Origin of the sequence: Terriglobus sp., assembly GCF_965201105.1 — a bacterium.
In the GTDB taxonomy this organism is placed as follows: Bacteria; Acidobacteriota; Terriglobia; order Terriglobales; family Acidobacteriaceae; genus Terriglobus.
This window is the reverse complement of sequence record NZ_OZ241741.1, coordinates 3,900,715-3,926,300: the sequence shown is the minus strand read 5'-3', so window position 1 is coordinate 3,926,300 and position 25,586 is coordinate 3,900,715. Positions and strand designations below refer to the sequence as shown.

At 63.4% G+C, this 25,586-nt stretch carries 29 protein-coding genes and 1 pseudogene; 11 read left to right on the top strand and 19 right to left on the bottom strand.

Annotated features, from left to right (window positions below; genetic code table 11):
- Positions 1 to 10 precede the first annotated feature (10 nt).
- The gene (locus ACOFKT_RS17280; RefSeq protein WP_419805227.1) at positions 11 to 316 is read left to right on the top strand and encodes a hypothetical protein; all 306 of its coding nucleotides are present in this window, start codon (positions 11 to 13) and stop codon (positions 314 to 316) included.
- Positions 317 to 329: 13 nt separating this feature from the next.
- On the opposite strand, the gene ACOFKT_RS17275 is transcribed toward ACOFKT_RS17280, so the two are convergent.
- From ACOFKT_RS17275 to ACOFKT_RS17240, 8 genes are all read right to left on the bottom strand, one after another.
- On the bottom strand, positions 330 to 1,541 hold the full coding sequence (locus tag ACOFKT_RS17275) for an acetate/propionate family kinase (RefSeq protein WP_419805226.1): 1,212 nt from the start codon (positions 1,539 to 1,541) through the stop codon (positions 330 to 332).
- 125 nt (positions 1,542 to 1,666) lie between these two features.
- Entirely contained in the window at positions 1,667 to 2,911 is a 1,245-nt protein-coding gene (locus ACOFKT_RS17270) for a molybdopterin-dependent oxidoreductase (protein ID WP_419805225.1), read from the bottom strand.
- Positions 2,908 to 3,714 (bottom strand): cytochrome b/b6 domain-containing protein, encoded by an 807-nt coding sequence (locus ACOFKT_RS17265; protein ID WP_419805224.1) that lies wholly within the window; start codon positions 3,712 to 3,714, stop codon positions 2,908 to 2,910. Before ACOFKT_RS17265 ends, ACOFKT_RS17270 begins: the two co-directional genes overlap by 4 nt.
- A 35-nt stretch (positions 3,715 to 3,749) precedes the next feature.
- Positions 3,750 to 5,225, bottom strand: coding sequence for a PLP-dependent aminotransferase family protein (locus tag ACOFKT_RS17260; RefSeq protein ID WP_419805223.1), 1,476 nt, complete (start codon positions 5,223 to 5,225; stop codon positions 3,750 to 3,752).
- A 94-nt stretch (positions 5,226 to 5,319) separates the two neighbouring features.
- A complete protein-coding gene (hscB, locus tag ACOFKT_RS17255; protein ID WP_419805222.1) occupies positions 5,320 to 5,925 on the bottom strand; it encodes a Fe-S protein assembly co-chaperone HscB in 606 nt (201 codons plus the stop codon).
- Positions 5,926 to 5,943: 18 nt separating this feature from the next.
- Positions 5,944 to 6,162, bottom strand: coding sequence for a type II toxin-antitoxin system HicB family antitoxin (locus tag ACOFKT_RS17250; protein ID WP_419805221.1), 219 nt, complete (start codon positions 6,160 to 6,162; stop codon positions 5,944 to 5,946).
- Positions 6,162 to 6,428, bottom strand: a complete 267-nt coding sequence (locus ACOFKT_RS17245) for a type II toxin-antitoxin system HicA family toxin (RefSeq protein WP_419805220.1) — start codon at positions 6,426 to 6,428, stop codon at positions 6,162 to 6,164. Before ACOFKT_RS17245 ends, ACOFKT_RS17250 begins: the two co-directional genes overlap by 1 nt.
- Positions 6,406 to 6,882: a HesB/IscA family protein gene (locus ACOFKT_RS17240; RefSeq protein ID WP_419805219.1), complete on the bottom strand. Its 477-nt coding sequence runs from the start codon at positions 6,880 to 6,882 to the stop codon at positions 6,406 to 6,408. The genes ACOFKT_RS17245 and ACOFKT_RS17240 overlap by 23 nt, the downstream gene beginning before the upstream one ends.
- A 39-nt stretch (positions 6,883 to 6,921) precedes the next feature.
- On the opposite strand from ACOFKT_RS17240, the gene ACOFKT_RS17235 reads away from it, so the two are divergent.
- Positions 6,922 to 7,293 carry a hypothetical protein gene (locus ACOFKT_RS17235; protein ID WP_419805218.1) on the top strand — a complete coding sequence of 124 codons (372 nt, stop codon included), beginning with the start codon at positions 6,922 to 6,924 and terminating at the stop codon, positions 7,291 to 7,293.
- Here ACOFKT_RS17235 and iscU read toward each other — a convergent pair.
- From iscU to ACOFKT_RS17205, 6 genes are all read right to left on the bottom strand, one after another.
- Positions 7,290 to 7,721, bottom strand: coding sequence for a Fe-S cluster assembly scaffold IscU (gene iscU / locus ACOFKT_RS17230; RefSeq protein ID WP_419805217.1), 432 nt, complete (start codon positions 7,719 to 7,721; stop codon positions 7,290 to 7,292). The two genes, ACOFKT_RS17235 and iscU, sit on opposite strands and share 4 nt — an antisense overlap.
- A 139-nt stretch (positions 7,722 to 7,860) precedes the next feature.
- Positions 7,861 to 8,133 (bottom strand): DUF86 domain-containing protein, encoded by a 273-nt coding sequence (locus ACOFKT_RS17225; RefSeq protein ID WP_419807188.1) that lies wholly within the window; start codon positions 8,131 to 8,133, stop codon positions 7,861 to 7,863.
- Positions 8,134 to 8,155: 22 nt separating this feature from the next.
- Complete coding sequence (locus ACOFKT_RS17220) at positions 8,156 to 8,581, bottom strand: nucleotidyltransferase family protein (protein ID WP_419805216.1); 426 nt, start codon at positions 8,579 to 8,581, stop codon at positions 8,156 to 8,158.
- A gap of 114 nt (positions 8,582 to 8,695) precedes the next feature.
- On the bottom strand, positions 8,696 to 9,910 hold the full coding sequence (locus tag ACOFKT_RS17215) for an IscS subfamily cysteine desulfurase (RefSeq protein ID WP_419807187.1): 1,215 nt from the start codon (positions 9,908 to 9,910) through the stop codon (positions 8,696 to 8,698).
- A 165-nt stretch (positions 9,911 to 10,075) separates the two neighbouring features.
- Positions 10,076 to 10,546 (bottom strand): RrF2 family transcriptional regulator, encoded by a 471-nt coding sequence (locus ACOFKT_RS17210; RefSeq protein ID WP_419805215.1) that lies wholly within the window; start codon positions 10,544 to 10,546, stop codon positions 10,076 to 10,078.
- A 138-nt stretch (positions 10,547 to 10,684) separates the two neighbouring features.
- On the bottom strand, positions 10,685 to 11,347 hold the full coding sequence (locus ACOFKT_RS17205; protein ID WP_419805214.1) for a CDP-alcohol phosphatidyltransferase family protein: 663 nt from the start codon (positions 11,345 to 11,347) through the stop codon (positions 10,685 to 10,687).
- Positions 11,348 to 11,938: 591 nt separating this feature from the next.
- Here ACOFKT_RS17205 and ACOFKT_RS17200 point away from each other — a divergent pair.
- The 5 genes and pseudogenes from ACOFKT_RS17200 to ACOFKT_RS17180 all read left to right on the top strand — a co-directional run bounded on the left by ACOFKT_RS17200 (position 11,939) and on the right by ACOFKT_RS17180 (position 17,202).
- Positions 11,939 to 12,265, top strand: a complete 327-nt coding sequence (locus ACOFKT_RS17200) for a PEP-CTERM sorting domain-containing protein (RefSeq protein WP_419805213.1) — start codon at positions 11,939 to 11,941, stop codon at positions 12,263 to 12,265.
- A gap of 263 nt (positions 12,266 to 12,528) precedes the next feature.
- Positions 12,529 to 14,406: pseudogene (locus ACOFKT_RS17195) on the top strand (ABC transporter permease); the annotation flags it as partial.
- Between the two features lie 218 nt (positions 14,407 to 14,624).
- Positions 14,625 to 14,969 carry an FtsX-like permease family protein gene (locus tag ACOFKT_RS17190; RefSeq protein WP_419805212.1) on the top strand — a complete coding sequence of 115 codons (345 nt, stop codon included), beginning with the start codon at positions 14,625 to 14,627 and terminating at the stop codon, positions 14,967 to 14,969.
- A gap of 391 nt (positions 14,970 to 15,360) precedes the next feature.
- Positions 15,361 to 16,017 carry a hypothetical protein gene (locus ACOFKT_RS17185; protein WP_419805211.1) on the top strand — a complete coding sequence of 219 codons (657 nt, stop codon included), beginning with the start codon at positions 15,361 to 15,363 and terminating at the stop codon, positions 16,015 to 16,017.
- 165 nt (positions 16,018 to 16,182) lie between these two features.
- Positions 16,183 to 17,202 (top strand): LacI family DNA-binding transcriptional regulator, encoded by a 1,020-nt coding sequence (locus ACOFKT_RS17180; RefSeq protein ID WP_419805210.1) that lies wholly within the window; start codon positions 16,183 to 16,185, stop codon positions 17,200 to 17,202.
- Here ACOFKT_RS17180 and nadD read toward each other — a convergent pair.
- The gene (gene nadD / locus ACOFKT_RS17175; RefSeq protein ID WP_419805209.1) at positions 17,199 to 17,825 is read right to left on the bottom strand and encodes a nicotinate (nicotinamide) nucleotide adenylyltransferase; all 627 of its coding nucleotides are present in this window, start codon (positions 17,823 to 17,825) and stop codon (positions 17,199 to 17,201) included. The two genes, ACOFKT_RS17180 and nadD, sit on opposite strands and share 4 nt — an antisense overlap.
- Before the next feature lie 81 nt (positions 17,826 to 17,906).
- Here nadD and ACOFKT_RS17170 point away from each other — a divergent pair, with 81 nt between their 5' ends.
- Together ACOFKT_RS17170 and ACOFKT_RS17165 are read left to right on the top strand one after the other, a co-directional pair.
- Entirely contained in the window at positions 17,907 to 18,668 is a 762-nt protein-coding gene (locus ACOFKT_RS17170; protein ID WP_419805208.1) for a TIGR00266 family protein, read from the top strand.
- Between the two features lie 190 nt (positions 18,669 to 18,858).
- Complete coding sequence (locus tag ACOFKT_RS17165) at positions 18,859 to 19,119, top strand: helix-turn-helix domain-containing protein (RefSeq protein ID WP_419805207.1); 261 nt, start codon at positions 18,859 to 18,861, stop codon at positions 19,117 to 19,119.
- A 21-nt stretch (positions 19,120 to 19,140) separates the two neighbouring features.
- Here ACOFKT_RS17165 and rlmN read toward each other — a convergent pair whose 3' ends face one another.
- The 3 genes from rlmN to ACOFKT_RS17150 form a co-directional block, all read right to left on the bottom strand.
- The gene (gene rlmN / locus ACOFKT_RS17160; protein WP_419805206.1) at positions 19,141 to 20,436 is read right to left on the bottom strand and encodes a 23S rRNA (adenine(2503)-C(2))-methyltransferase RlmN; all 1,296 of its coding nucleotides are present in this window, start codon (positions 20,434 to 20,436) and stop codon (positions 19,141 to 19,143) included.
- Between the two features lie 118 nt (positions 20,437 to 20,554).
- Positions 20,555 to 21,283: a hypothetical protein gene (locus ACOFKT_RS17155; protein WP_419805205.1), complete on the bottom strand. Its 729-nt coding sequence runs from the start codon at positions 21,281 to 21,283 to the stop codon at positions 20,555 to 20,557.
- Positions 21,284 to 21,427: 144 nt separating this feature from the next.
- Positions 21,428 to 22,939 (bottom strand): RNB domain-containing ribonuclease, encoded by a 1,512-nt coding sequence (locus ACOFKT_RS17150; protein ID WP_419805204.1) that lies wholly within the window; start codon positions 22,937 to 22,939, stop codon positions 21,428 to 21,430.
- Positions 22,940 to 22,981: 42 nt separating this feature from the next.
- On the opposite strand from ACOFKT_RS17150, the gene ACOFKT_RS17145 reads away from it, so the two are divergent.
- Positions 22,982 to 23,920, top strand: coding sequence for a ketopantoate reductase family protein (locus tag ACOFKT_RS17145; RefSeq protein ID WP_419805203.1), 939 nt, complete (start codon positions 22,982 to 22,984; stop codon positions 23,918 to 23,920).
- 152 nt (positions 23,921 to 24,072) lie between these two features.
- Here the strand turns inward: ACOFKT_RS17145 and ACOFKT_RS17140 are convergent, their stop codons facing one another.
- Complete coding sequence (locus ACOFKT_RS17140) at positions 24,073 to 25,275, bottom strand: NAD(P)/FAD-dependent oxidoreductase (RefSeq protein WP_419805202.1); 1,203 nt, start codon at positions 25,273 to 25,275, stop codon at positions 24,073 to 24,075.
- Positions 25,276 to 25,303: 28 nt separating this feature from the next.
- Between ACOFKT_RS17140 and ACOFKT_RS17135 the strand changes: the two genes are divergently transcribed.
- Positions 25,304 to 25,552 carry a hypothetical protein gene (locus tag ACOFKT_RS17135; RefSeq protein WP_419805201.1) on the top strand — a complete coding sequence of 83 codons (249 nt, stop codon included), beginning with the start codon at positions 25,304 to 25,306 and terminating at the stop codon, positions 25,550 to 25,552.
- Positions 25,553 to 25,586: the final 34 nt, after the last annotated feature.

The following is a 25,586-nucleotide window of genomic DNA, read 5'->3' as shown; positions in this document are numbered from 1 at the left end:
GGAGAACAACATGGCAAGCAAGCAGGAACTGCTCGACTTTCTGGACAAGCGAATTTTTCACCCCATCCTGAACGCAAACGACAAGCACTACACCGGCAAGCAGCACGAAGTACTGGCCGACGTAAAGAAGCGTACCGAGGCGGAAAAAGCACGCTTTCACGGCTACGACACGGCGGATCGCATCGTCGCCATGTTCAAGGACGACCTGTCGTCTGACAAAGCCCGGCACGTGAACGCAGAAATTGAGCAGCTTAACCTGCCGCGCCTCGCGGATGTCAAAAACGACTTCCTGAAGCTGGCAGGCGAGAACCAGTAACTCAGGCTTCAGCTCAACGCTCAGCGGACATGGCCTGCAGGCACTCATGTGCCATCTGCAGGCCTTCGTCCGTGGGCACGGCCCAGGCGTGCAGCCGCGACTGCTCCGCGCTAATCCGGACCATGCCCTCCGCGGACTTGTTCGCCTCCGGATCCAGCTGCAAACCCCAGCCCGTCAGTCCGGCGCAGACGTCTTCGCGCAGCCACGGTGAGTCCTCGCCGATGCCGCCGCCGAACAGCACGGCCTCCGCATCGCCAAGCGCGGCCAGGTACGCGCCCACCGCAAGCCGCACCCGATAGCTGAACATGCTGAGCGCGAGCTTTGCCGCGTCGTCATCACGCTTCACCAGCTCGCGCGTGTCCAGCGTACCGCCGGCAACGCCCAGCAGGCCGGAGCGCTTATTGAGCAGCCTCAGAATATCGTCGGCGGTCTTGTTCTCCTTGCGCATCAGGTACGGCACGATCGCCGGGTCCACGCTGCCCGAACGCGAGCCCATCATCAGACCCTCCAGCGGAGTCAGCCCCATCGTCGTATCCACCGACCGGCCCCGCTGGATCGCACACGCCGACGCTCCGCTTTCCAGATGCAGCGCCACGACTGTGCACTCCTCCGATCGCTTGCCGACCGTGCGCGCGTACAACTCCAGCATGTAACGGTGCGACACGCCATGAAAGCCGTACTTGCGCACGCCATGGCGGTCCGCGGTCTCCCGCTCAATGGGGTACCGCCACGCCTTCTCCGGCAGGCTGCGGTGAAACGCGGTGTCAAACGTCACAAACGCGGGAACGTCCGGCATCTCCTTCGCGACCACATCCAGCACATTCAACGAGCCCTGGTTATGCAACGGCGCCAGGTCTTCCAATGCCTCAATCTTTTGCCGCACCTCCGGCGTGGCCCGCGCTGCTGCCGCAAAATCCGGCCCGCCATGCACCACGCGAACGCCGGCGAAACTGAGCCGCTGCAGCACGTCGCTTGTCTCAGCGGATTTGCGCAGCCACTCCACTGCGGCATGCGTTCCCGCCGTCATGTCGGCAGCATCGGCCTTCTCGCTTGACACGGTCTTGCCATCTTTCATGACCAGCAGCTTCGTGTCTTTGCCGATGCCGTCCAGCACAGCACTTGCCAGCTTGTTCGCCTCACCGGCGAACCCCTGCTCGGAGTCAAGCTCGACCAGCTCGAATTTCAGGGAGTTGCTGCCGGGGTTGAACACAAGAGCGATCGCCATACAACATCAGATGCCCGCAGCAACGCGCACCGCGCCGCGATCACGGCATCGTCACACGTCATGCTGCACCGCTCCAGAAGCCATCGCGGCAGACACAAACGCCACGCCAACCTGTTACAGCTCCATCACAGCCCGGCGTACCAGTCGTAACCCAGCTTGGTCCAGTAATCGTCCGGCTTGTCGTCGGTGTACGCGATCAGGCCGATCCGCTTGATCTGCTTATAACCGTACTTCGTTGGCGTGTGCAGCCGCAGCGGAGCGCCATGCGATTGCGTCAGCGGTGCGCCCATCATCTCCGTCACCAGCAGCGTCTGCGGATGCCGCAGCACATGCAAGTCATACCCCACGTAGTAGTCGCCATCCGGGGTTTCCATGTACACATAGCGCGGCTCGCGGCCGTTCACCAGCGCGGGCGGAAACATCTCCAGGAAGTCCGCAAAACGCACCCCCGCCCAGTGCACGATCTGGCTCCAGCCCTCAATGCACTTGAACTGCGTGACCATCTCGTACCGCTTCAGGTGCGGCAGAAAGTCATTGAGCGTCAGCAGCAGCCCGGGCGTGCCCGCTTCCAGCGTTGAATCGCTCTCGCCCGCCTCCTCCAGACCACGGGGCTTGCGGCCGGTCTGGTTATCGTCCTGCGCATCCTTCTGCTGGTCCTGATCCTGATCCTGCTGCTTGCTTCCGTTGTCCTGACTGCTCTTGTTCTCATCCGCCTGCGTCTTGCCCAGCATGGGCGCGGGCGCCATCTTGATGGACGACTGCTTGCTCGGATCGGTCTTCGTATCGTGCCCCTGATCGTCGTGGGACTCGCCCGCCTGGTAGCCATACTCCCATGCGGTCACATCCTTGACGTACTGCGGATGCCGCTCCGCATCGCTCGCTCCCACCAGTTGCAGCCGCCAGGTCTCCGGCTTCAGCGTCTTCTTCAACCCAAACACGCCGTTTACCCGCAAAGTCTCCGCCCGGTTCAGCGGATACGTTGGCGCCAGAGCGTGCTCGCGGAAGACGCCGCGCGAGATCGCGGCATTGGCGTCGTATGCCCGGTCCACCAGCGTAGGCAGCATGTCGCGGTGCGGCCCGTAGTCGAGCCAGTGATAGAACCCGTACGCGCCCACTGCCGCCACACCCCCGATCAGAAAGGAGCGCCGCGTCCGCCGCCGCGAAGCCGCCAGAACCCCGGCATCGGCAGCCGCGGTCGCCTCGGCTTTCGTCGCCTCGCCTGGCATCTTCTTCGTCAGAACGTCGTCCGCGCTCTTCGGGTCTTCCGGACGCATCTCGCCTTGCTGCGCCGCGGCTGGCTCCCGCGCCGGTGACGCGCTCTCCGCAGCCGGCTTTTCCTGCTGCTCCGGCACCTTCGCGTCCTCACTCATCGCCCACTCCTCCGCTCCGCCTCAAGCGACGGCGCCTCCACGCGCTGCACCTCATACCCGCTCACCATGGCGCGAAAGTTATTCCAGCCTGCCAGCACCACCTGCGCCACGTGAACGAAGAAGAAGCCCAGAAACGCCATGGTCGTCCAGAAGTGCAGCCAGCGCGCCATCTCGTACCCGCCCAGCAGCGTCGTGATCCAGTGCAGCTGCGTCGGCTTGTAAATTGCCACGCCGGTCACCAGCATCATCACGCCCATCAGCGCCGTCGCGGTATACGCAATACGCTGCGCGCCGTTGTACTTTGTCTGTGCGGGCAAGCCCTTGCGCAGGTGCAGGTCCACCAGCGTCACTTGGATCGCTTCGCGCAGGCTCTGCCGCTGCGGCAGGATGAACCGCCACTCACCCGATAGCCACGTGTACAGCACCCACGCCAGCCCGTTCAGTGCGAATACCCACATGAAGAAGAAGTGGTAGCTCAGCCCCTGCGTCACGTGATACGGCACATGAAACAGCTTGTAAAACCAGTCCGGAAAAAACCGGAACAGCGTCCACCCGCCCAGCCCCACGCGATACACGCGATGCGCATGCTGGTATGCATTATCCGAGTCGTTCCAATAGATCAGAATGCCGCTCCAGATCATCGTGAACAGCACCGGAAAGTTCACCCAGTGCATCCACCGGATCGCCAGCGGATGCTTGCGCTCCAACCGTATGCTGGCCGCCGAAGTTCTTTCCTCCGTCACAGGCGCCGACTCGGACGGTGCCCCGTCATCCGGCAGCAGAGGCAATGCTTGCGTGCTCATGGTCCGTCCCTTTCCTTCCTGCCTTGATCCCAGGCTCAAGCCGACGCGCAAACAGCGTCGCCCGTCTCGCCCCGCGACCCGGCCGCCAACCGCATCTCTCGAAGCGTCTCAACCACGGTGTGCAATCCCTGTTGCAGCGCCTCGCGTTCACACGCGGTGAAGCAAATGCGGAAGTGCTGCGAGTCCGCACGGGAGTCGGCAACAAACGCTGATCCCGGCGCAACGCTCACGCCGCGCTCCTCCAGTTCCGCGAAGAACGTCTCCAGATCAACCGGGAAGCCAACTCGGCACCACAGGTACAGCCCGCCCCGCGGCGCACGGCAATGCAACAAACCTTCGTCCAAGGCCGGCCGCAGCGCATGCAGCGCGGCATCGCACAATCCAGCATGGTGTGGCCGCAACCGCGTGAGGTGCCGCTCCATCTCACCCTCGCGCAGCATGGTGCTCAGCACTAGTTGGTTCAGCCCGCCGGTAAACAGGTTCGATCGCATCTTGATCAGCGACAACTGCTTGACCATGTACGAGGGCGCAAGCAGCCAGCCGATGCGCAGCCCCGGTGCCAGCATCTTCGAAAACGTGCTCAAACTCACCACCTGCGAGCGCGTGTCCTGCCGGTACAGACTTGCGGGCGGAGCTTCACCGCCAAAGCCCACCTGCGCGTACACATCATCCTCAATCACCGGCACCCGATACCGGTATGCCAGCGACAGCAGACCTTCACGCGTCTTCTGTGTCATCACGCGGCCGGTCGGGTTTTGAAAGGTCGGCGTCACAAACAGCAGCTTCGGCCGATGCCGTAGAAGCAGGTTCTCCAATTCGCCCAGCGGCCACTCCGCGCTCCACGGCACCAGTTGCGCACCAGCCGATCGAAAACTCTGGATCGCGCCGGCATAGGTCGGCGACTCCACCACGACCGCATCGCCCGGTTCGATCAGGCAGCGCGCCAACAGGTCAATGCCCTCCTGCGCGCCCGCCGTGATCATCACGTTCTGCGGCTGCACGTGCAGCCACTCTGCCAGCGCCTTCCGCAGCCTCCACTGTCCTTCGGTCGGCGCCACGGCAAACACACCCGGCAGTTCGTCCAGAAGCGTACGGCGCACAAACTCGGAGTAGATTTCTGCCGGAAACGCCGCCAGCGACGGCGTGCCTGCCGACAGCGGGTACGCAATGTCATTGCTGCAACGTCTCGCCAGCAGTTCCAGCACCGGCTCATCCAGGGAGTCGGCGCTCCGCGAGATCTTGCCACTCCATGAGAATGTTTCTTCCGCGGTCGGCAGCGCACACAGAAATGAGCCCTTGCCGTGCAGGCGGCGAATGATGCCGCGGCGCTCCAGCTCGCCATAGGCCGCGGTCACCGTATTGCGGCTCACGTTCAGCCGCTGCGCGCAAGCACGCTCACTGGGAAGCCGTCCGCTCGGACGGATTGCGCCGCTACGCACCTCCGTGACAATGGTCGCGACGACCCGTGCCACCAGGCCCCCATTTTCAGGCCAAATCGCGTCCATCTGCATCGGAACACCCCAGTGTTCAAGATACTGAGTAGACTCTAGCGGACGCAGATCATGCAGGCCAGCTCAGCGGTGGCCCTTCGCCGTTTGCGACACGCTAAACGAACTCGCTCACATCCCGCAAGAGGTTGCGCAGGTACGACCGCCGGTTTAGCAGCGCAAGCATCTCGTCCTTGGCCGCATCTTTCGCGCCGTCGTCGCCCGAGTCCACGGCGGCATCCCACGAATCCCACTCGGCCTCAAGCGACTGTTGCGACTGCTCCATCAGAGTGGTGAAGTTCGCCTTGGCGGCCTGGAGATCCTTGCGCAGCTGCGGATCGTCGTCGCCCGTCTTCGCCGCCATCTTCATCTCCTCCAGCTGCATGTTCAGCTCAAAGGCCTCTTCCAATAGGTCGGGCGGCACAATCTGCTTTTTCTGCTCGCCCGCCGCGCGCGCCTGCTCGGTCGCCCGAACCGACTGCTCTTCCAGCTCGACGCCTTGCAGCTCCAGCAGGTATTCCGTACGCCGGATCGGATCGCGCAGAACACGGTACGCATCGTTCAGCAGCGAGGACCGTTCCGTCGCCGCAGCCTGCTCCGCCGCGGGCTTCGCGGCAAACCGGTCCGGATGGTACTCACGCGACAGCCGGTAAAAGCTCTTCTGCAGCGCAGCTGTGTCCACTCGCAGCTTGGGCGGCAGATCGAACACTTCGAAGTACGTCATGCACCGTTCTGATGCCAGCTAAGCTGCAACAGCCACGGTCTCGGCGGAGGTGACTGCTTCCGGAACCGGCAGACCATCCTCAATCAGGCCAGCAATGTGAATGCGAATGCCGTTGCGAATCAGGGTCTCTACCTCGGTTCGCGTCTCACCGACAACGCCCAATCCCGGCAGGTCGGAAGCGTAAGCGCCCCAGCCGCCCTGCATTGCGCGCTCGTAGATGACAAGGTACTCGTGCATCAGTTCAGACCTGCTTGCCGCAGAATACTGGTCCGTGTGCCGTCCGGCACATCATCATTTGGCTTACCGGCTACGGTGACCCGCCCTGACTTGACGAGGTGTTTGTACTGTTGGTGACTGCCCGTCGTGGAGTGGTGATACCAGCCATCCTGCCTCAAGCGTCGATCAACTCGCGATACTTCATGGTTTCTGCTCGCCTCGCGCAGACCTTCGCCGTGATCCAGAAATCTTGTCAAATTGAAGCTAAGCCGTGAAGCTCGACCCACATCCGCAGCTCTTCGTCGAATGCGGATTGATGAAGTTAAACCCTTGCCGCATCAGCGTTTCTTCAAAATCCAGCGTCATGCCGCTCAGGTACAGAAAACTCTTCGGGTCAACGAAGATCTGCACCGGCGTTCCATCCTGCTCATAGCGATACACGCGGTCGCGCTGGCGCGGCTCAGAGTCGAAGCGAATCGAGTAGCTCAGCCCCGAGCATCCGCCGCCGGTCACGCCCAGCCGCAGGCCGCCCTGCTCGGCGGAGACGCCTTCCTTCTGCATCGCCGCGTAAATGCGCTTCAGTGCTTTCTGCGTCACTTGAATGTTCTGTGCCTTGGCGTTCGCCTCGGGCGCCTCCACCGGCTTCGCGATCGGACTCGAAAACTGCGCACTGCCCGCCGCTGCGGGCGCCGGCGCGCTCATCTCCTGGCTTGTTGTACCGCTGATGCCAACCATGGCCATGATCTATCTCCTTCGCAAGCGAACGCCTAAGATTGCCGCATGCGGTATGCCCCAGCGTACTCGGCGGAACGCTTCTCCGGTGACTTCGCCGTGTCCGCGGTGTGCGGGGCGGTCACAGCTTCGATTCTGGGACCAATCATCTGGTGGTTCGCCCGCCGATACCTGCAACAAACCTATCCACAACACCCGGAACTGCTTGGCGCGGCCGTCGTCACAGGCGTTCTGGACGGGCTTTTACTTGCGATCTTCGCCTTTGTGATCTGTTTCGCCGCTCGCATTTGGCGCTTTGAACGCAAGGAAAGAAAGCGATCTGACGCGGCTCTGCGATCCGAGCTCGAAAGCATCGCCGCAGGCGTCATACCGAAACCGGGGAGCGGCGATGAGCCGCCACTCCCGCGGCATCCTGCTTAGTTGGCCGCGCCGACCAGATCATGCTGGGGCGTCGCCTGCTCCGGCTGGTTGTTCTTCTTCTTCCAGTCACCGATCGCGGCGCGAATCGCGTCTTCCGCCAGCACCGAGCAGTGAATCTTCACCGGCGGCAGCGCCAGCTCCTTCACGATCTCGGTATTGCTGATGGCCAGAGCCTCAGCAACCGTCTTGCCTTTGACCCACTCCGTCGCCAGCGACGAACTGGCAATGGCCGAGCCGCAGCCGAAGGTCTTAAATTTCGCGTCCTCGATGACCTGCGTCTCGGGGTTCACCTTGATCTGCAGGCGCATCACATCGCCGCACTCGGGAGCGCCCACCAAGCCGGTGCCCACCTCGGCGGAGTTCTTGTCGAGCGTGCCCACGTTCCGTGGATTCTCATAGTGATCCACTACCTTGTCGCTGTATGCCATGTCCGTTGCTCCTGTGCGCCTCTTATTTTAGATGCTGCCTTGTGCCGCCATGAACTATCGATCACTCCGGGGACGTTGAGGCTCGTCCCGGCGGTGATTCCATGCCCAACTTCGCTGCCCACGCATCGATCTACTGCTTTCAGACGGGTTGGCGTTCGACAGTGATCTCCCAAACTTCGTCTTCGTCGAGTCTGCCATACTCATGCGCTATCACGTTGCGAAAGCTGACAATCCGAGCGAAATCGGGAATGCGGTCGGCTGTCTCTCGCGCTACCGCAACCATACGGCGCATGATCTCAGCAACGATCTCGTGAACCCGCTCTACAGCGCGGCGCAGCAGCAGGTCTTCATGGAAGTCTGTCGACGTACGGCCGTCGGTGAATGACGCCAGCTGTGCCAGATAAATCTGCATGTCCTGCAAATAGACTCGGACATCACGTCGCATAGATCGTGACCTCCGAGTTCTCTATCTCACGCCGAAGATACGTGTTCCGGATCGGCACGTAGATAAGATCGATGTCGCGACGCAGCAGCGACCTCAACTGGTCCTTAAGTTCCAACTGCCCCCACGTGTGCCTGGGCCTCACTCCGTGCTCAAACTCAACATGGAAGTCCACATCACTCGTCGCCGGGTCAAAATCGTCCCGCACCGCCGACCCAAAAATCGACATCCGCCGCACATGGTGCTTGCGGCAAAGCTCCTCAATTTCCGGCAACCGATCTGTGATGAACTGCTGCATGGCTCCTCTTCCCGTCCGCGCCAGTGCTACAGCCTGCTGTTTGCCCGATGCCACCTCAGCATTTGCCACAGCCAGATAATGGTCGCCCATAAAGCCGCCGAGAACAGGTCCCGAATGCATGTACCTGGGTGAACGCCGTGTCGGAATACCAGGCCGACGACGATCGAGACAGCAAAATACATAGCTGTCATGACGATCCACGATTTCCAGCCTGGCTCTCGCATTGCTACGCCCTTAGTGGGCCGTCCACTCCACCTTCTCCAAGTCAATCCCTTCCTTCACCATCTCGTACAACGGCGACAGCTCGCGCAGCTTCAGCACCGTGTCGATCAGCTTGTCGGACACGTAATCGACTTCTTCCTTCGTGTTGAACCGGCCCAGCCCGAAGCGAATCGAGCTGTGCGCCACATCGTCACCCAGGCCCAGCGCCTTTAGCACGTAGCTTGGCTCCAGCGTCGCACTGGTGCAGGCCGAACCCGACGACACCGCGATGTCGTTGATGCCCATCAAGAGCGACTCACCCTCCACGTACACGAAGCTCATATTCAGGTTGTTCGGCAAGTGGTGCTCCATATTGCCGTTCACGTGAACGTAGTCCAGCGCGTTCTCAAACTTCGCCCGCATGTAATCGCGCAGCCCGGCCAGACGCTTCGCCTCGGCCGCCATTTCCTGCCCGGCCAGCTCACACGCCGCGCCAAGGCCCACAATGCCCGGCACATTCAGCGTTCCCGAACGCATGCCGCGCTCGTGACCGCCGCCGTCAATCTGCGCATTCAGCTGCACACGCGGGTTGCGCCGGCGCACATACAGCGCACCCACACCCTTTGGCCCGTACACCTTATGACCGCTCAGGCTCAGCAAATCGATGTTGTCCGCGATCACATTTACCGGGATCTTGCCCACAGCCTGCACCGCATCCGTGTGGAAGAGCACACCCTTCTCATGGCACAGTTTGCCGATCTCCGAAATCGGATTGATCGTGCCGATCTCGTTGTTGGCGTACATGATGCTGACCAGGATCGTCTTGTCCGTAATCGCCGCCGCCAGCTTCTCCACGGAAACCAGGCCGTCCGCCTCAACCGGCAGGTAGGTCACGCGATAGCCCTGCTTCTCCAGCCGCTTGCAGGCATCCAGCGTCGCCTTGTGCTCGGTCACCTGCGTGATGATGTGGTCGCCCTTTTCGCGGTACATCTCCGCCACGCCCTTGATCGCCAGGTTGTTCGACTCGGTCGCGCCGCTGGTGAAGATGATCTCCTTCGCCGAGGCACCAATCAGCTTCGCGATCTGCTCCCGCGCCTTGTCGACGCCCTGCTCGGCTTCCCAGCCAAAGGCATGGTTTCGGCTCGCCGCATTGCCGAACACCTTCGTCATGTACGGCAGCATCGCATCCAGAACGCGCGGGTCCAGCGGCGTGGTGGCGTGGTTGTCCATGTAGATGGGCAACTGCACTCCCGTGTGTACAGGGGTGCTCTCCAGAAGTTCAACGGCGGCACTGCTCATGCGTAAATCCTCTCTATTCCTGTCATCCATGGAACGCCTCTCCATCTTCCGGGGCGTCCCTGTTACTTCCAAACCTGTTACTTCCAAACTCGAGCGAAAACGTGCGTTACACTGCTAAACCGCGATCGAAACCAGACCGCCGGCCACCGGCGCGTGACCCTCGCCTTCCACCGGCTCCGCTAAATCCGCAATGCGGATATCGGAAAGCAAATCCTTGATGCTGTCATTCACCTTGCGCAACGGTTCTTTGATGGTGCAGTGACCCGCCAGGTCGCAGGTGCCATGGATCGTAATGCAACTTGTAATGAACAAAGGCCCGTCGATCGCCCGGATCACCTCAAACGCGTTGATCTCCGCCGCCGGCCTCGCCAGCGCGTACCCACCATTCGTGCCCGCCGTGCTGACCAGGAGATTCGCTCGCGTCAGCGTTTGCAGAATCTTCGCCAGCAACTGCGGCGGAATGTGGTACGCCTCCGCAATATCCTTGGCCGACTGGGCAGGCGCGGCACCCGGCGTCATCGCCTGCTCCGCCAGGTACTTCAGGGCCATCAGCCCGTAGTCCGCTTTTTTCGTCAGCCGCAGCATGGTTCTCGTCGAAACGGAGTACCACGAAACGTAATACTTCCGTAAGTCCAGTGTAGGCGCGGTGAAAGCCGCTGGCAACGGCAAACCCCTCCTGTTTGAGAATAATTATCGAACATCGGATCCCGCCGCCGAACTGCACTAAGCCTCGCGCCGCTCCAGATTTACGCCATCTTCCGTCGGCAGCAAAGTGGAACTGGTGCTCACGGCAGCGGGACTTGCCGGCATCGTTGCCGCCGCAACCGGCGCCTCCGCGCTCACCGTCCGCGTCACGGTCACCGCGTACTGCGCCGCCGACAGCGGTGCCAGCCAGGCGACCGCGACCAGCATCCACCCCCGCAGCATCCACCATGGCTGGCTGGGGTGCACCGCTTCCACCAGCACCAGCAGCACCGTCGCCAGTTGCAGCAACGTGTTCAGCTTGCCCAACAGGCTTGGCCTGAAATCGCGCATCGTGTGCGTCACATACAGCAACGTGCTGATCAGCAGAATGCCCAGGTCGCGCGCGAACACCAGCACCGTCACATACTGCGGCACCAGCCGCATGTGCGTCACGGTCAGAAACAGCGTGCTCAGCAGCAGCTTGTCCGCGATCGGATCCAGGTACTGCCCCAGCTTCGTCGACTGCCCCCACCGCCGCGCAATGTACCCGTCCAGCGCATCGGACACGCCGGCCAGCACAAACAAGCTCAACGCGACCCCGTTGTGGTGCCCCAACAAATTGATCACCAGAAACGGGATCACAAACAGCCGCAGGAGCGTCAGCAGGTTCGGCGTCGCACGAATCTCTTCAAACAAGCTCACAGTACGGACCACTCTTGCGTCGGCTTCTCCGGCCAAAGATCTCTCTAGCAGCCTAAACCGCTCAGAACGTTCGGACGGACACGGCGCGAGCTCTCCGGCGAATACCCGGAAAGTAACCTTCCACAGAGCACCGGTAACAGAAACCCATGTTTCTCAAAACTTCGCATTTTGTTACGGAAGCGGTATGAACAAATGCCGCCCTGGCATGCATCAATAGTGTAGTCAGAAAGCTACAGAGCTCCAGGCCTTCTGCGAACGACGGGACGCTGTATAACTCCCGCAAACATTGCGATACCCTGCTGCACTTTGTTGTCTGCTCTGCCTTCTTCTCCCGGTGCCTGTCTTCCCGTAGGGCCTCCCGGACATTTTCATCGATCGCCTGCCGCATGGCTTTCCCATGCGGACAACGATCGCTATCGCCCTTGTTGCCGCTCCTTGCGAACGGCTCCGTATCCATGCTCCTCTTGCCCTGTTTCACCTGGTGACTTCATGCTCTCATTCAAATCTTCCCTGCCTGTGTTCCTCGTCCTCTCCTCGCTCCTCTCGCCGCTTGCGTTGCGCGCAGATCAAGTGCCTTTGCAAGCCGACATCATGCAACAGGCTACGGACGTCTCTTACAGTGACCTGCAGGCCGACCCGGTCTTCGTCACGACTGACGACACCGCCATCCTTGTCTCTTCCGAGCCAACCGAAGTAGATCCAATCGAAGCAGACCCGATCATCGCAGATCCGATCGAAGTGCCCATCAAAGGCTTTCCCGTGGACGGCGGACCCACCCTCGAGCCTATTGATCCGATCGGATCACCCATAACCGCCGTCACACCGGAGCCATCGGGCCTCGTCCTGCTTGCGACCGGCGTTCTCTGCGGCGCGTTCTTCTGGATGCGGCGCGGGTCCTTTGCCATGACGGCCTGCTAATCGCTCCCGCTCACCATTGCTGCCTGCCCAACCGCTCAGACCGTTGGTGCGATGTGATTCGCCCTGAATCATGCCGCACCAACGGTCGTTGTGCATAGAAAACACCGCCTTCGACCGCGGCGCGACCGGACACTGCTGTTCGCTTCCGAACACGTCTGCGCGAAACGGGAACGCTGCGGCAGCCCGAATCTGACGATTCTGCACCAAAAAGCTTTGGCAGGCGAAATGCATTCACCTTGGTCAGTTTCCTGCCGAGGTGTGCCATGGTGAACCTTCTCGACGACCTGCGTTTCACCCTGCGGCAGCTTCGCCGCTCCCGCGGCTTCCTCGCCATCACGGTCATCACCCTCACCCTGGCCATCGCCGCCAACGCCGTCGTCTACGGCATCGCGAACACGCTGCTTCTGCGCCCCCTGCCCGTTCACGAGCCGCGGCAACTCGTCGAGGTGCAGAACCCAGGCCTTCTCGGTGTGGCGTTTTCCTATCCCAACTATCTTGACCTGCAGCAGCGCACGCTGCACACCTTCTCTTCCGCGGCGCTCGCGCGGCTCACGCGCATGTCGCTCGGAATAGGCGGCGACGCTCAGCCGGTTTGGGGCTACATGGTGAGCGGCAACTACTTCAGCACACTCGGTCTCGCGCCGCAGCTCGGCTCCTTCATACGACCAGCGGACGACGTTACCGAAAATGGCAGCACCATTATCGTGCTGAGCGATGCCTGCTGGCGCGGGCGCTTCCACGCCGACCCGCAAATCGTCGGCAAGACGCTCCTGGTCGGCAAAACCCCGTTCACCATCATCGGCGTCACGCCGCGTGGGTTTCGCGGCACGGAACGTTTCATCTTGCCGGAAGTCTGGCTGCCATTTCACGACGGCCCGGAGGTGGATGGCTCCGGCGGCTTTGACCATCGCGGCAACACCATAGCCGAGGTCTACGCACGTCTTCGCCCCGGTGTCACACGCGCGCAGGCCGATACCGATCTCCGCCGCGTTTCCGAGCAGATGGCGCGCGAGTACCCCAAGGAAGATGAAGGCACAACGTGGCACACGGCTCCGGTTGGGCTGATGGGCGAAGCCCTCGGCACACCGGTGCGCGCCTTTATCGCCGGTGTGGGCTCCCTTGCGCTGCTCGTCTTTCTTGCCGCGTGCGCCAACCTTAGCGTTCTGTTCTCGTCGCGCACAACCGAGCGCGCCCGTGAACTCGGCATCCGGCTGGCCCTCGGTTCCACCCGCCGCCGCATCCTGCGCCAGCTCATGCTTGAGTCTGTGCTGATCGCCGCCCTGGGTGGCGCAGTCGCCTCGCTGTTTGCAAAATGGCTGCTGCATCTGGTCAGCGGTTGGCAACCATCGACCGCACTCCCTGCGCAACTCTTTGCCGAAGCTGACTGGCGCGTCTATACCGCCTCAGCCGCGCTTGCGCTGCTCACCGGATTGTTTTTTGGCGTGCTGCCCGCGCGGCAGGTGTGGCGCACCGACCCGAACCGGACGTTGCGCTCCGCAGGCTCTACCGGCGGCATCGACCGCGGCTGGTTCCGCTCCGGCATGCTGTTGGCACAAATCGCTCTTTGCTGCCTGCTGGTAACGGCGTCCGCCGTCGCATTGCGCGGCTTGCAGTCGATGAAAAACGTGCCGCTTGGGTTCAACCCCCAGGGCGTCACGCTCGCAACCGTCGATGTGAAGCTGGCGGGCTACTCCGGCGATAGCGCAGTCGCCACGCAACAGCGCTTGCTTGACGCGATCCAACGCATTCCGGGCGTCACTTCCGCCGCCTACGCCAACGATCAGCCGCTCTCGCTCAATGCCAACACCCGCGACGTTTACCTGCCGGGCGCCACCGCCTTTGACCATGCCCACATCGCCGCGTCGCCTCTGGATTTCTATGTGTCGCCCGGATATTTTGCAGCGACCGGGACAAGGCTGGTCGCAGGCCGCGAGTTTACGCTGCGCGACGACACAAAGGCTCCCACCGTGGCCATCATCAATCGGACCCTCGCCCGGCGGCTTTTTGGGACCGAGGACGCCATCGGCCGGCGATTTCCCATGGGTACGGGTGAAGCGCCAGTGATGACGGAGGTCGTCGGTGTCACCGAGGATGGCAAGTACCTGAGTCTCTCTGAGGACCCCTCGCCCGCGCTGTTCGTCCCGATGCTGCAAAATCACGACAGCACTGCCGTGCTCATCGCGCGCGCTCCGATCGCAATCCCGCGGAGCTCGCGCAGGCGATACGCGCTGCCATTGCCGGCGTCGACAGTTCCATTCCCATCTTCAGCGCAACATCGTGGACCGACACGCTCAGTATCGTCTCCTTCCCTGCGCGCGCGGCCACGCTGGCGCTCGGCGTCCTGGGTGGCCTGGCCGCCATGCTCGCCATCACCGGCATCTTCGGCGTCGCCAGCTACACCGTCAGCCGCCGTATGCGGGAATTTGGCATTCGCACCGCGCTGGGTGCGCGAGTACCCGACGTCTTGCGTGCGGCTCTCGGCAAAACCATGCTCCTCATGGCTGCCGGCTCCGCTCTCGGTTTGCTGCTCGGTGTGGCTTCGGGCAAGCTGCTCGCCTCCGTGGTCTACCACGCCAGCGCCGCCGATCCGGTGGTCCTGCTGGCCACTGTGCTGACCATGCTCGCACTCGGCATCGCCGCAACTCTGGTGCCGGCGCGCCGTGCCCTCAGCGTCACCCCGGCGGAACTGCTTCGCGAACAGTAATCGGCGGAACGCTCACACGGAAACCTGACCGACTACGGCACGTTATTCCACGCGCAAGCGCTGGGCGAGGATGGCTGCGTAATCGCAAGTCACTCACTCGTTCGCAGCGGCGAGTTACTTCAGTTTGTGACTGATACAGCCGGCCGCAAAACACCTCCGAGCTCGAGCCTGATGTTATGTCGCTTTATGACTACATGTGCCAACTTGTGCCACATGTATGTCATCGACTACAGCTAAAGTGTTGTTCAGCACCACTTGTTGTATTTGCTGTCTTTCTTCTCCGGGTCTCGATACTCCCTCTTACAGGTTGATCGGACCATAACTTAGTCCCGCGTTCCGTTCTCTCGGAATGCCGATTCACTGCGTCCTCGCGGCGCAGCAAGGGTGGTCCATGCTTTCGATCCGTAACTTTGTGCGCTTATGCTGCGCATTCGCTCTCCTGTGCCTTCCGCTTTCCAGTTACGCGGACACACTTCAACTTGTCTCCACCTCCGGCATCAATAGCGGTGGTTTCGATGTGTACCCCTATAACTTCAGCGTGAACGGATCCAGCACACTTACTTCGCTCGCCTGCCTCAATAGCAACCGTGAGGTCACCGTAGGAGAGCAGTGGCAGGTTGCCATCTCCGGACTGGACATGGGCTCATCCCAGACCGCAATCGACTACCGCGCCGATGCGCTGCTGTACTACGCGTTTGGTAAGTACGGCCTGTCGAACTCTGACCTGCAGTATGCGATCTGGAGCATCTTTGACCCCTCGATCACTTCCAACAGTGCCTTCACCGCGACCTCGCAATCTCTTGTCGATCTCGCGATGCAGTACGCCGTCGATCCTTCGCTGCTGAACTCCGGATTCTTCCAGAACTTCTCGCTGTACACACCGACTGCCGACCAGACCGGTTGGACCACTGGACAACCGCAGGAGTTCATCGGCGCGGCGGTCACGCCGGAGCCCTCGGCCATTGTCCTGCTTGGCACGGGCCTGTCGTGCATGTGCCTCTTCTGGTACCGGCAACGGTTCGCGGCTGGCGCGCCTGTTCTGGGCTAACCGCCAGAACTCAGGCAGCGCTTCACGACGGCAACGTGTCATCCACCCGGGCAGGGCAACGTTAGCGCTAACGTTGCCCTGCCCATTCCCGTTCCGCACGAAACCGGGCGGCAGGTGCTTACAATGAGGCGTGTTGCCGCGTCCGCGCGGCTCCCTTTTGCCCCGATGCCCACCCGCCTGAAAGACATTGCGAACGCACTCGACGTTTCCCTGGTGACCGTGAGCAAGGTGCTGCGCGGCAAGACCGACGTGAGCGCCGAAACCCGCGACCGCATCCTGCGCAAAATGGAAGAGCTGAACTACAAGCCCAACATGATCGCGCGCGGCCTGGCCAGCGGACGCAGTCTGACCGTGGGCTTGATCGTTCCGGACATCGCCGACCCGTTCTTTGCGGAGCTGGCGCGCAGCCTGGGCGCGCATCTGCGCCGCAGCCAATACCAGCTGCTGCTCGCCTCAGCGGATGAGAGCGCCGCCGTAGAGCAGCACGAAATCGAAAACCTGCTGCAGCGCGGCGTGGATGCGCTGCTGATCGCGTCGTGCCAGACCAACGCAACCGGTCTGGACGCCGCACTGCGGCACCACACGCCCTGCGTCTTGCTGGACCGCATGCTGCCGGGCACACAAGCTAACTTCGTTGGCACCGACGACGTTCTGGCCGGCCGGCTTGCCACCGAGCACCTCTTTTCACTCCGCCGCCGGCGCATCGCGCACATCGGCAGCGAAGGTACCAGCACCGCGACAGACCGCCTGCGCGGCTACCGTGAAGCGCTTGCAGCCGGGCGCATCCCCCCTGACCCAGCCCTCACCATCACCTGCGACCTGCACGGCGGCCGACCGGACCTGCTGGGCCACGACGCCATGCGGCAGCTGCTCGAACGGCCGGAACACCCCGACGCGGTCTTCTGCTACAGCGACCTGCTGGCCGTCGGCGCGATCCGCGCGGCGCGCGAGATGGGCCGCCGCGTGCCGGAAGATATTGCGGTCATCGGCTGCGGCAACCTGCCCCTTTCCGCTTACCTGGAAGTGCCGCTCAGCTCCATCGACCAGGGCACGGCCGAACTGGGCGAGCATGCGTCGCAACTTGCGCTGGAACTGATCGGCAGCAAAGTGCCTCCCGCGCCGAAATCGCTGCTGGTTCCACCCCGGGTCGTGGTACGCGCCAGCACCGGTGCTTCGGCGGTCTAGCTCGCGTGGTACAGGTGCATGCGTGCGATATACAGCAGCACTTCCGGCGTAAGCCGGTCTGCCTGTGTTACCCCGAACCGTAGCCGCACCCGGATCTCGGTCGCGCTGGTATCGTCGTCCAGCGTGGTCAAAAAGTGAACGCGGGTGCGCTGCTCGGGCGTTAGCGCTAACGCACGGAGATCGCTTAGGTCGTAATCAGGCCGGGACACTACAATCCACTCGGCCACTGCCAAGAGCCGCTCCGGTTCATGCCAGCGCGGCAGCGCCAGAAAGCTGTCCGCCCCCACCAGCGAGAACAGCTCCGCCGCCGGTTCCTGTGCCCGTATCTGCTCCAGCGTGTCGATGGTGTAGTTCGGCGAGCCGTCCGCGTGCGGCAGGTCAATGTCCGATGCCTCAAAGCGCGGGTCGGCGCTGCACAAGAGGCGGATCATCGCAAGCCGGTCAGCGAACTCGGCGTGCGGCGCGTCTTCTTTCAGCGGCTGGCGGCCGGTGGGCGCAAACAGCACACGGTCCAGCGCAAACGTATCGGCTGCCAGTCGCGCCAGGGCCAGGTGGCCGCGGTGCGGTGGGTCAAAGGTGCCGCCGAAGTAGCCGATGCGCATTGTGTGAGGGTATGCGGGCACGTGCGCATTGGTAAAGCCTGCCCCGTATCCTGCCGATGGAACCAGCAGCAGCGGGCAGCGTATCTTGTCTGCGGAGAGATCATGCAGACACGCATTCACGGAACCACCATGCCGGCGCTGGAGATCCTGCTGCAACCGGGCGAATCGGTCATCGCCGAATCCGGCGAGCTGAGCTGGATGACCCAGAGCATCGCCCTGAATACGCACACCCAGTACGCCGGCGGCGGAGGCTTTCTGGGTGCCATCAAGCGCATGGCCGGGGGCGGAACCCTGTTTATGACCGAGTACCGCGCCATGAGCTACCCCGGCGAGGTAGCCTTCGCGACCAAGGTGCCCGGCCACATCGTTCCCATGGAACTGCACGGGGGCTCTGATTCCTACATGATTCACCGCCACGGCTTCCTGTGCGCCACGCCGGGCATCCAGATCGGCGTTGGCTTTCAGCAGTCGCTGGGCGCCGGCATCTTCGGCGGCTCCGGTTTCCTGCTGCAGAAGATCCTCGGCCAGGGTACGGCGTGGCTGGAGCTGTCGGGCGAAGTGGTCGTCCGCGACCTGCAGCCTGGTGAAACCCTGCGTGTGCATCCCGGGCACGTGGGTGCCTTTCAGGCAAGCGTCAGCTTCCAGATCACGCGCGTGCCCGGCATCCGCAATCTAATCTTTGGCGGCGATGGTCTGTTTTTGGCCGCGCTGACCGGGCCGGGACGCGTGTGGTTGCAAACCCTGCCGCTCAGCAATCTGGCGCATGCCCTGCAGGAGTACCTGCCTCGGGAAAGCGGCCGCCGCGAGGTGGAAGGCGGCGTAGTCGGCGGCGTAGTCGGCTCCATTCTGGACGGGATGCGGTGAAAGCTCTCGTGAAACAACTTACGCCTATCCACCACGGGACGAATGACACTTCCGTGGGAGACATGCTGTCGCTAATTGGCCATAGCAAAACGCAGCGCGTTCGCTAGGCTGGGTCAGTCATAAGCGGGGCGCATGAACGCTCCGCAGACAAAGTATTGGGAACACAAGCTCGGACTGGAAAGGAACTGCCTTGTCACTTTCGCTCTGCTACATCCAAGCTCCTGCCTACGCCCCCTCGATACCAAACATCCTTACAGAGTTTGGAGTCCGGTTACGCGAAATGCGGCACGAGCGCAAGCTCTCTGAAGTCGACCTGGCCTGGCGCATCGGCATCACGCGGGCACACCTGCAAGACATCGAGGAGGGCGCGGAAACCATCGATCTGGACATGCTCTCCATGATCTCCGGCGCGCTCAACATCTCGGTATCCACTGCCTTGGCAGGCTTATAAGCCTCATCTGACCGCTTCGGATTATGCGGAAAGCTGGACCAGCTCCGGTGAGTTCGCTTCGCTGCTCACCGTGCGCTTCAACTGGCCACAGGCGGCATAGATATCACGGCCCCGCGGGCGGCGAACATACGTAGCAACGCCGCCTGCAATCAGCGCCTTCTGGAACCGCTCTACATCCTGCGGCAACGGCTGCGTGTAGGCGATCCCCGGCCCCGGGTTCCACACGATCAGGTTCACCTTGCTGGGAATACCGCGCAAAAGCTCCAGGACCTCACGCGCGTGCTCCGGCCGGTCGTTCACGCCGCCCAGCAGCACATATTCAAAGGTGACCCAGTCGCGCTTGCCGAGCGGGATCGTCTGCACCGCCTCAAGCAGCTGGGCGATGTTCCACTTACGCGTGATGGGCATGACCTCTTCGCGCACGGTGTCGTTGGAGGCATTCAGCGAAAGCGCCAGCCGCGGCCGCAGCGGTTCCTGCGCGAACCGCCGGATCGCCGGCTCGATGCCGCTGGTGGACACGGTCATCCGCGACTCCGGCAGGCCCATGCCTTCCACCAGCAGGCGCACGGCAGCCATAAAGTTGTCGTAGTTCAGAAACGGCTCGCCCATGCCCATAAAGACCAGGTTGATGCGGTCCTTGCCGACCTGGATCCGGTGCCGGTTCAGCACCGCGGCAACCTGCCCGGCAATTTCACCCGCGGTCAGGTTGCGCTTAATGCCGAGTTTCGCCGTCAGGCAGAACTGACAATTGACCGCGCAACCCACCTGCGACGACACGCAGATCGTGGCGCGGCGGTAGCCCGCCTCCGCCAACGCCCCGCGGTTCCGCAGGTCCTGCGGAGCGCGTCGCCGCATCGCGTTCGCGCCGTGCGGAACCCGCATTGCGGCAAGCGCCGCGTTGCGGTCTGCCGGGCCATTTCCTTCTGAAAATTCATCGCGCTTGGCGGCCGTCGCGTTCCGATGGATGCGACCCTCCGCGGCGACCTCGGCCTCGTCGTCCTCATACGGTGCCTCGGCACCGTCGCCGTCCGGCATCCAGACGGTCTCTACCGTCTCGCCATCTTCCATGCGGACCAGGTAACGTTCCGTGCCGTCCACGCTGGTAGCCGTCTGCACGATCTCCGGAAGCCCGACCGTGCCGCCCTCCGCAATCAGCCGGTCACGCAGCCCGGCGGAAAGCGTTGTCATCTCCTCGACATTCGTGACGCGCTCGCGATACAACGCGTCCCAAATCTGCCGGGCGCGGTACGGCTTCTGCCCCAGCGCAACCATGCGCTCGGTCAGCTCTGGCAGCGTCAGTCCGAACAGGGCGATCACATCTTTAGGATACGTTGCTGCGAGCGCTATTTGGTGCCCCGGCGAACAAGCCGCGCCGGGTATTTGGAAACATCCGGGTCGGGTTCAGGGAGTCCGGCGCGAATGCGAAGACTGTCGTTCAGGTGATACATCGCGGCGAGCCGGATGACCATGCTTCGTGTGGCCCAGAACTCTCGCTGTTCGCGTTTGTCCTCCGGCGTGGCCTGATCTTCGGGCTCGGAACCGTCAGCAAACACGGCGTATTGCGCCGCACGCTTCGCGACCATGTCGAGTTCACTTGCGGAAAGCTCGTCTTGCATTCGCTCCAGACTAACCAACACACGACATCGCGCCACACCGAGGAACGGCCTAGAAGAAGCACAATCCCGGTGCTGACGTGGAAGTTCGAGTTGGCCTTGTCGCCGGCAACCTGGCCGCCGACCTCGGCAACGCGCCAGTCCAGGTGCGGCAGAAATGTCAGGTCCACGCCGCCGTTCACCTCGGCCGTCAGGTGCTTGGACCCAGCGACCCGGCCGATGTCGGTGCTGGCCACGCCGGCAAGCACCTCCGCATAGGGCTTGATGGGCAGGACAGGCGGCTTTGCCGCGGCACGAAAGCCCGCCAGAACCCGCGTCGCGCTGTTGTTGTCGCCGCCGCTCAGCCGGGAGCCGCGAATGTCCCCGCCCAGGTGCAGCGGGCCGAAGTGGTAAAAGTCGTCGTACAGCCCAAAGGTGCCGCCACCGTAGAACTTGCCGGGCGTGTCAAAGTGCGCACCCTCGAAGTTGGCGTAGAGCGCGATCTGCGCACGCGCGGCGGCACCCGGAAGCAGCAGGGCCGCGGCGGAAAAGGCCAGGCGAAGAAACTTCATCCTGCGTTGGACCGTGGTGGACGGCAGAAGTTGTGCCACGTGGGGCGAACCAAGCCTGATTCAGGCAACCGGGCGTGACTCGGCCTGTGATGGCGCGATCGCCCGGTTGCCGCGGGAAACTCCGCAAACCCCCTCGCCGGCGATTCAGGCAGCCTCGAAATCGATGAAGGCCCTGGCCGGGTCCGTGTGGGTCAGACGAACCCGCAACCGGTCGCCCACGTCATAGTGCGCGGCGCTGTGCGTCAGCATGCCTTCGACCGGCGGTGCAAGCACGCGAACGAATGTTCCTTTCGGTCCCGCTCCCGTGACGACCGCCGGGTAGACCTCTCCGATATTGTGCTGAAGCGCGACCGCCTGCGCGCGCTTGCTCATGGCACGCTCCACCTTGCGCGCCGCCTTGTCCTGCTGGTTGCAGTGCTCGGCAGCGGCGGCCAGCTCGTCGTCCGTATACGGCGCGGGCGCGTTTTGCAACGTGGCATGCACCAGACGCTGCGTGAGCAGGTCGGCAAAGCGGCGGTTGGGCGCGGTGGTGTGCGAATAGTCGTGCGCCGCCAGAGCGAAGTGCGCGGGCGGGAACGGATCGTTCGCTTTAACCAGAACGTATTCACCGGCACCCATCAGCTTGATCACGGCCAGCGCCAGGTCAGGGTAGTGGTCGGGATCCTTGGCCCGCTGCGCGGCCAGCGCCCGGTTCAGCGCCAGCGAGTCGGGCTCGGCAGGCAGGGCATAGCCCAGGGGGCGCAGCAGGTCGGCGATGCGCGCCCAGCGTTCCGGCGACCGCACAATGCGGCGGATGCTGGACCGGCCCGCGTTGTGCAGAAACGTGGCGGCGGTCTCGTTGGCGGCGATCATCAGGTCTTCGATCAAGTCCATCGCCGGGTTGTGCAGCGTGGTTTCAAGCGAAAGGATTTCGCCGTCGGCGACCACCGGCGTGGCCTCGGCGCGGCGGAAGTCCAGCGCGCCCGCAGCCTGCCGGTACGCACGGATGCGTCCCGCGGCCTCGGCCTGCAGGCAAAGCTGCCCAGTCAGCTCCGGCGTCAGGTTCAGCGCCGCGGAGGTCTGCCCTGCCTTCGCTCCGGGCGCGCACAGGCCGCTGTCCAGCAGAGCTCCGATCTGCCGGTACGTGAGCTGCGCGGTATTCCGCACCGTTGCGGCAAAAATGCGGCCGTCGCGCAGCGTGCCATCGGCGGCAACGGTGTACTCGGCGACCAGCGCGTTCCGGTCCTCGCCGGGGTTCAATGACGTCAGCCCGGTCGAGAGCTCAAACGGCAACATCGGAAAATTCCGCGCTGCGGTGTAGACCGTCTGCGTCTGCCGCGCGGCGAACTGGTCCAGCGGCGACCCCTGCGCCACCGTGGCGGCGACGTCGGCAATGCCGATCCGCATGCGAATCGAGCCGTCCTCCAGCCGCTCGGCCCACTCAATCTGATCCAGGTCGCGCGACGTGTCGTTGTCGATGGAGGACCAGGGCAGAGCGCGCAAATCGATCGCGCCGGGCACGGTCGGCTGCGGCCCGGCGAGAATCTGCTGCAACTGCTCGGCAGAGCCCGGCACGGGGGTCAGGTCGAAGCCTTCGCGGGCCATTTCGGCGTTGGCAGCGGCGGCAAAGTCGAAGGGAGGCGGCGGGGCGGAGGCAGTGTGTGGCGCGGTGGACATGCGGAGATGAGCCTAGCACCGCGGCCTGCCTACAATCGCAATATGCGAATTCTGGTCGTCGGCGCGGGCGCGGTGGGCGGGTATTACGGTGGGCGTTTATTGCAGGTGGGCCGGGATGTGACGTTCCTGCTGCGCGACGGCCGCGCCGCGCAGATTCGCGAGCGCGGCCTGAACCTCGTGAGTCCGCGAGGCGACGTGTCGCTGCAACCGCCCATCGTCTCGGCGGAGCAGTTGCGCGGGAGCGGCGAGCGATACGACCTGATCCTGGTCAGCACGAAGAGCTACGCTCTGGACGCGGCGATTGAGGACTTCGCACCGGCGGTCGGACCGGGCTCGCTGGTCATGCCGCTGCTCAACGGCATGCGGCACCTCGACCATCTGGATGCGCGCTTCGGCCGCGAGCACGTTCTGGGCGGCACCGTCCGCATCATGGCGGAGGTGCTGCCGAACGGTGATGTGTGGCAGCACAACCCACTGGACGAACTGACGTTCGGCTTCCGGCCGCACTCCGCCGCGACCACCGCGCGTTCCGCGCAAATCCGCGAGGCGCTTACCGTATTCGGCTTCTCCACAATCGAGTCGCCGGATGTGATCGGAGCGATGTGGCAGAAGTGGTGGTTTCTGGCCGCGATCGGCACCACATGTTTGCTGGCCGGCGGCTCCCTGGGCGAAGCGCGCCGCTCCCCCGGCGGTGACCTCTTTACCCGCGCCGTGCTCGACGAGTGCATGGCCGTGGCCGCGGCCAACGGCTTTCCACCCCTCCCATCGCTCGTTGAAGAGATGCGCGAACGCTTCGGCGACCCGGAGTCGACCATGACCTCAAGCCTGTACCGCGACATGAATGCAGGCGCCGCCGTGGAGTCGGACCAGATCTTGGGCGACTTCATCCGCCGCGCAAACGGCACGGACGTTCCGCTGCTGCGCGCTGCATACGTGCGGCTGAAGGTGTACGAAGCGCAACGCGACGCGGCGCGATCTTAGGTTTTGTCTGACGAACCCATTCAGCGCGGCTGAAAACTTGTCATTTCGACCGGAGCACGCGCGCTCTTTGCGCGTGCGCAGAGGAGAAACCTGCATTTCTGTTTGCACCCGCACGGCGTCGTGTCCGTACAAAATTCATCAGGTTCTCTCGGCTAAAGCGCCGCGGCCGCGGCGACAGCGCTCGCCCACGCCCATTGAAAGTTGTGGCCGCCCAGGTGGCCCGTCACGTCCACCACCTCGCCGATGAACGCCAGCCCCGGCACGCCGCGCGCCTGCATCGTTGTGCTGTCGAGATCGCTGGTGCTGACGCCGCCACGCGTGACCTCGGCCTTGCTGAAACCTTCGTCGCCGGCGATGGGCAGCGTCCACGCGTGCAGCGTCGCTTCCATCTGCTCCAGCGAGCGATTCTTCCAGTCCGGCGGCGCATTGGCGCGCAGCCAACGATCGCTCAGCCGCTGCGACACATGCGCCCGCAGCAGGGCGGAGGTGCTCGCCTCATCCCGCCGCGCCCCGGGTGCAAGCAACGGCGTGAACACCTGCTGGCCGGGCGCAAGGTCCAGGCGTACGCTGTCGCCCGGCTCGCGGTACGACGAGGCCTGCAGCACCGCTGGTCCGGAGAGGCCGCGATGCGTAAACAGCAGCTTCTCGCGAAAGATCGGCGCGCTCGCGCGGCGTTTCGTTGCCGGAATCACGGTCGCGGTGACCTCCGCCGAAACGCCCGCGATGGCCGCCCAGTGCTCCAGCGCATCACCGGCCAGCGTAAGTGGCACCAGCGCGGCACGCGGCTCCACCATGCGCAGGCCGAACGCGCGGGCAATGTCATAGCCGATGCCGGTAGCGCCCATCTTCGGGATCGACAGCCCGCCCGTCGCCACCACCACCGTACGCGCCAGCCGCACCCCGGCGGAGGTGTGCACAGCGAAACCGTCCGCATTACGCGAAACGCGCTCGACCGCCGTGCGCCCCTGCACCACAACCCGCGCCTCACGGCACTCCGCCTCCAGCATCGTCACAATCGCCTGCGCGGAGCCGTCGCAGAACAGCTGACCAAGCGTCTTGTGGTGGTACGGAATGCGATGCTTCTCCACCAGCGCGACAAAGTCTTGCGGCGTGTAGCGCGACAGCGCCGATTTCGCGAAGTGCGGATTCTCCGAAAGAAAATTCGCAGGCTTCGAATCGAGGTTCGTGAAATTGCACCGGCCGCCGCCGGAGATCAGGATCTTGCGCCCGGCGCGTTCCCCATGCTCCAGCAACAGCACGCTGCGGCCGCGCTTGCCGGCCTCCGCGGCGCACATCAGCCCGGCCGCGCCCGCGCCCAGGATGACCGTGTCCCATCGCTGCTGTGGATTCTGCATTGCCACTCCTTCGTATTCTAAGAAAGCAATGGCGGAAGCGACGACAACCAGGCCCGGTTACACGAACCCGCAGCGGCAAAGGGTGCTGCGGCGCGTGGCCTGGATAAACGGGGGCATGGACGGGCAGTACGTCTACGTGCTGCGCTGTGTGCGCGCGGGCTGCGGCTTTGAGTACGGGGAGGAGGGCATCCGCGTGCACCAGCGGCGGTGTCCCCGATGCGACGACGGTGCGCCGGGCCTGCCCGTACCCGACGAAGCGCCGACGTTGTTCGGTTAGCACGGCGGTGCCTGCGTCTAAGCTGTGGGAGTGA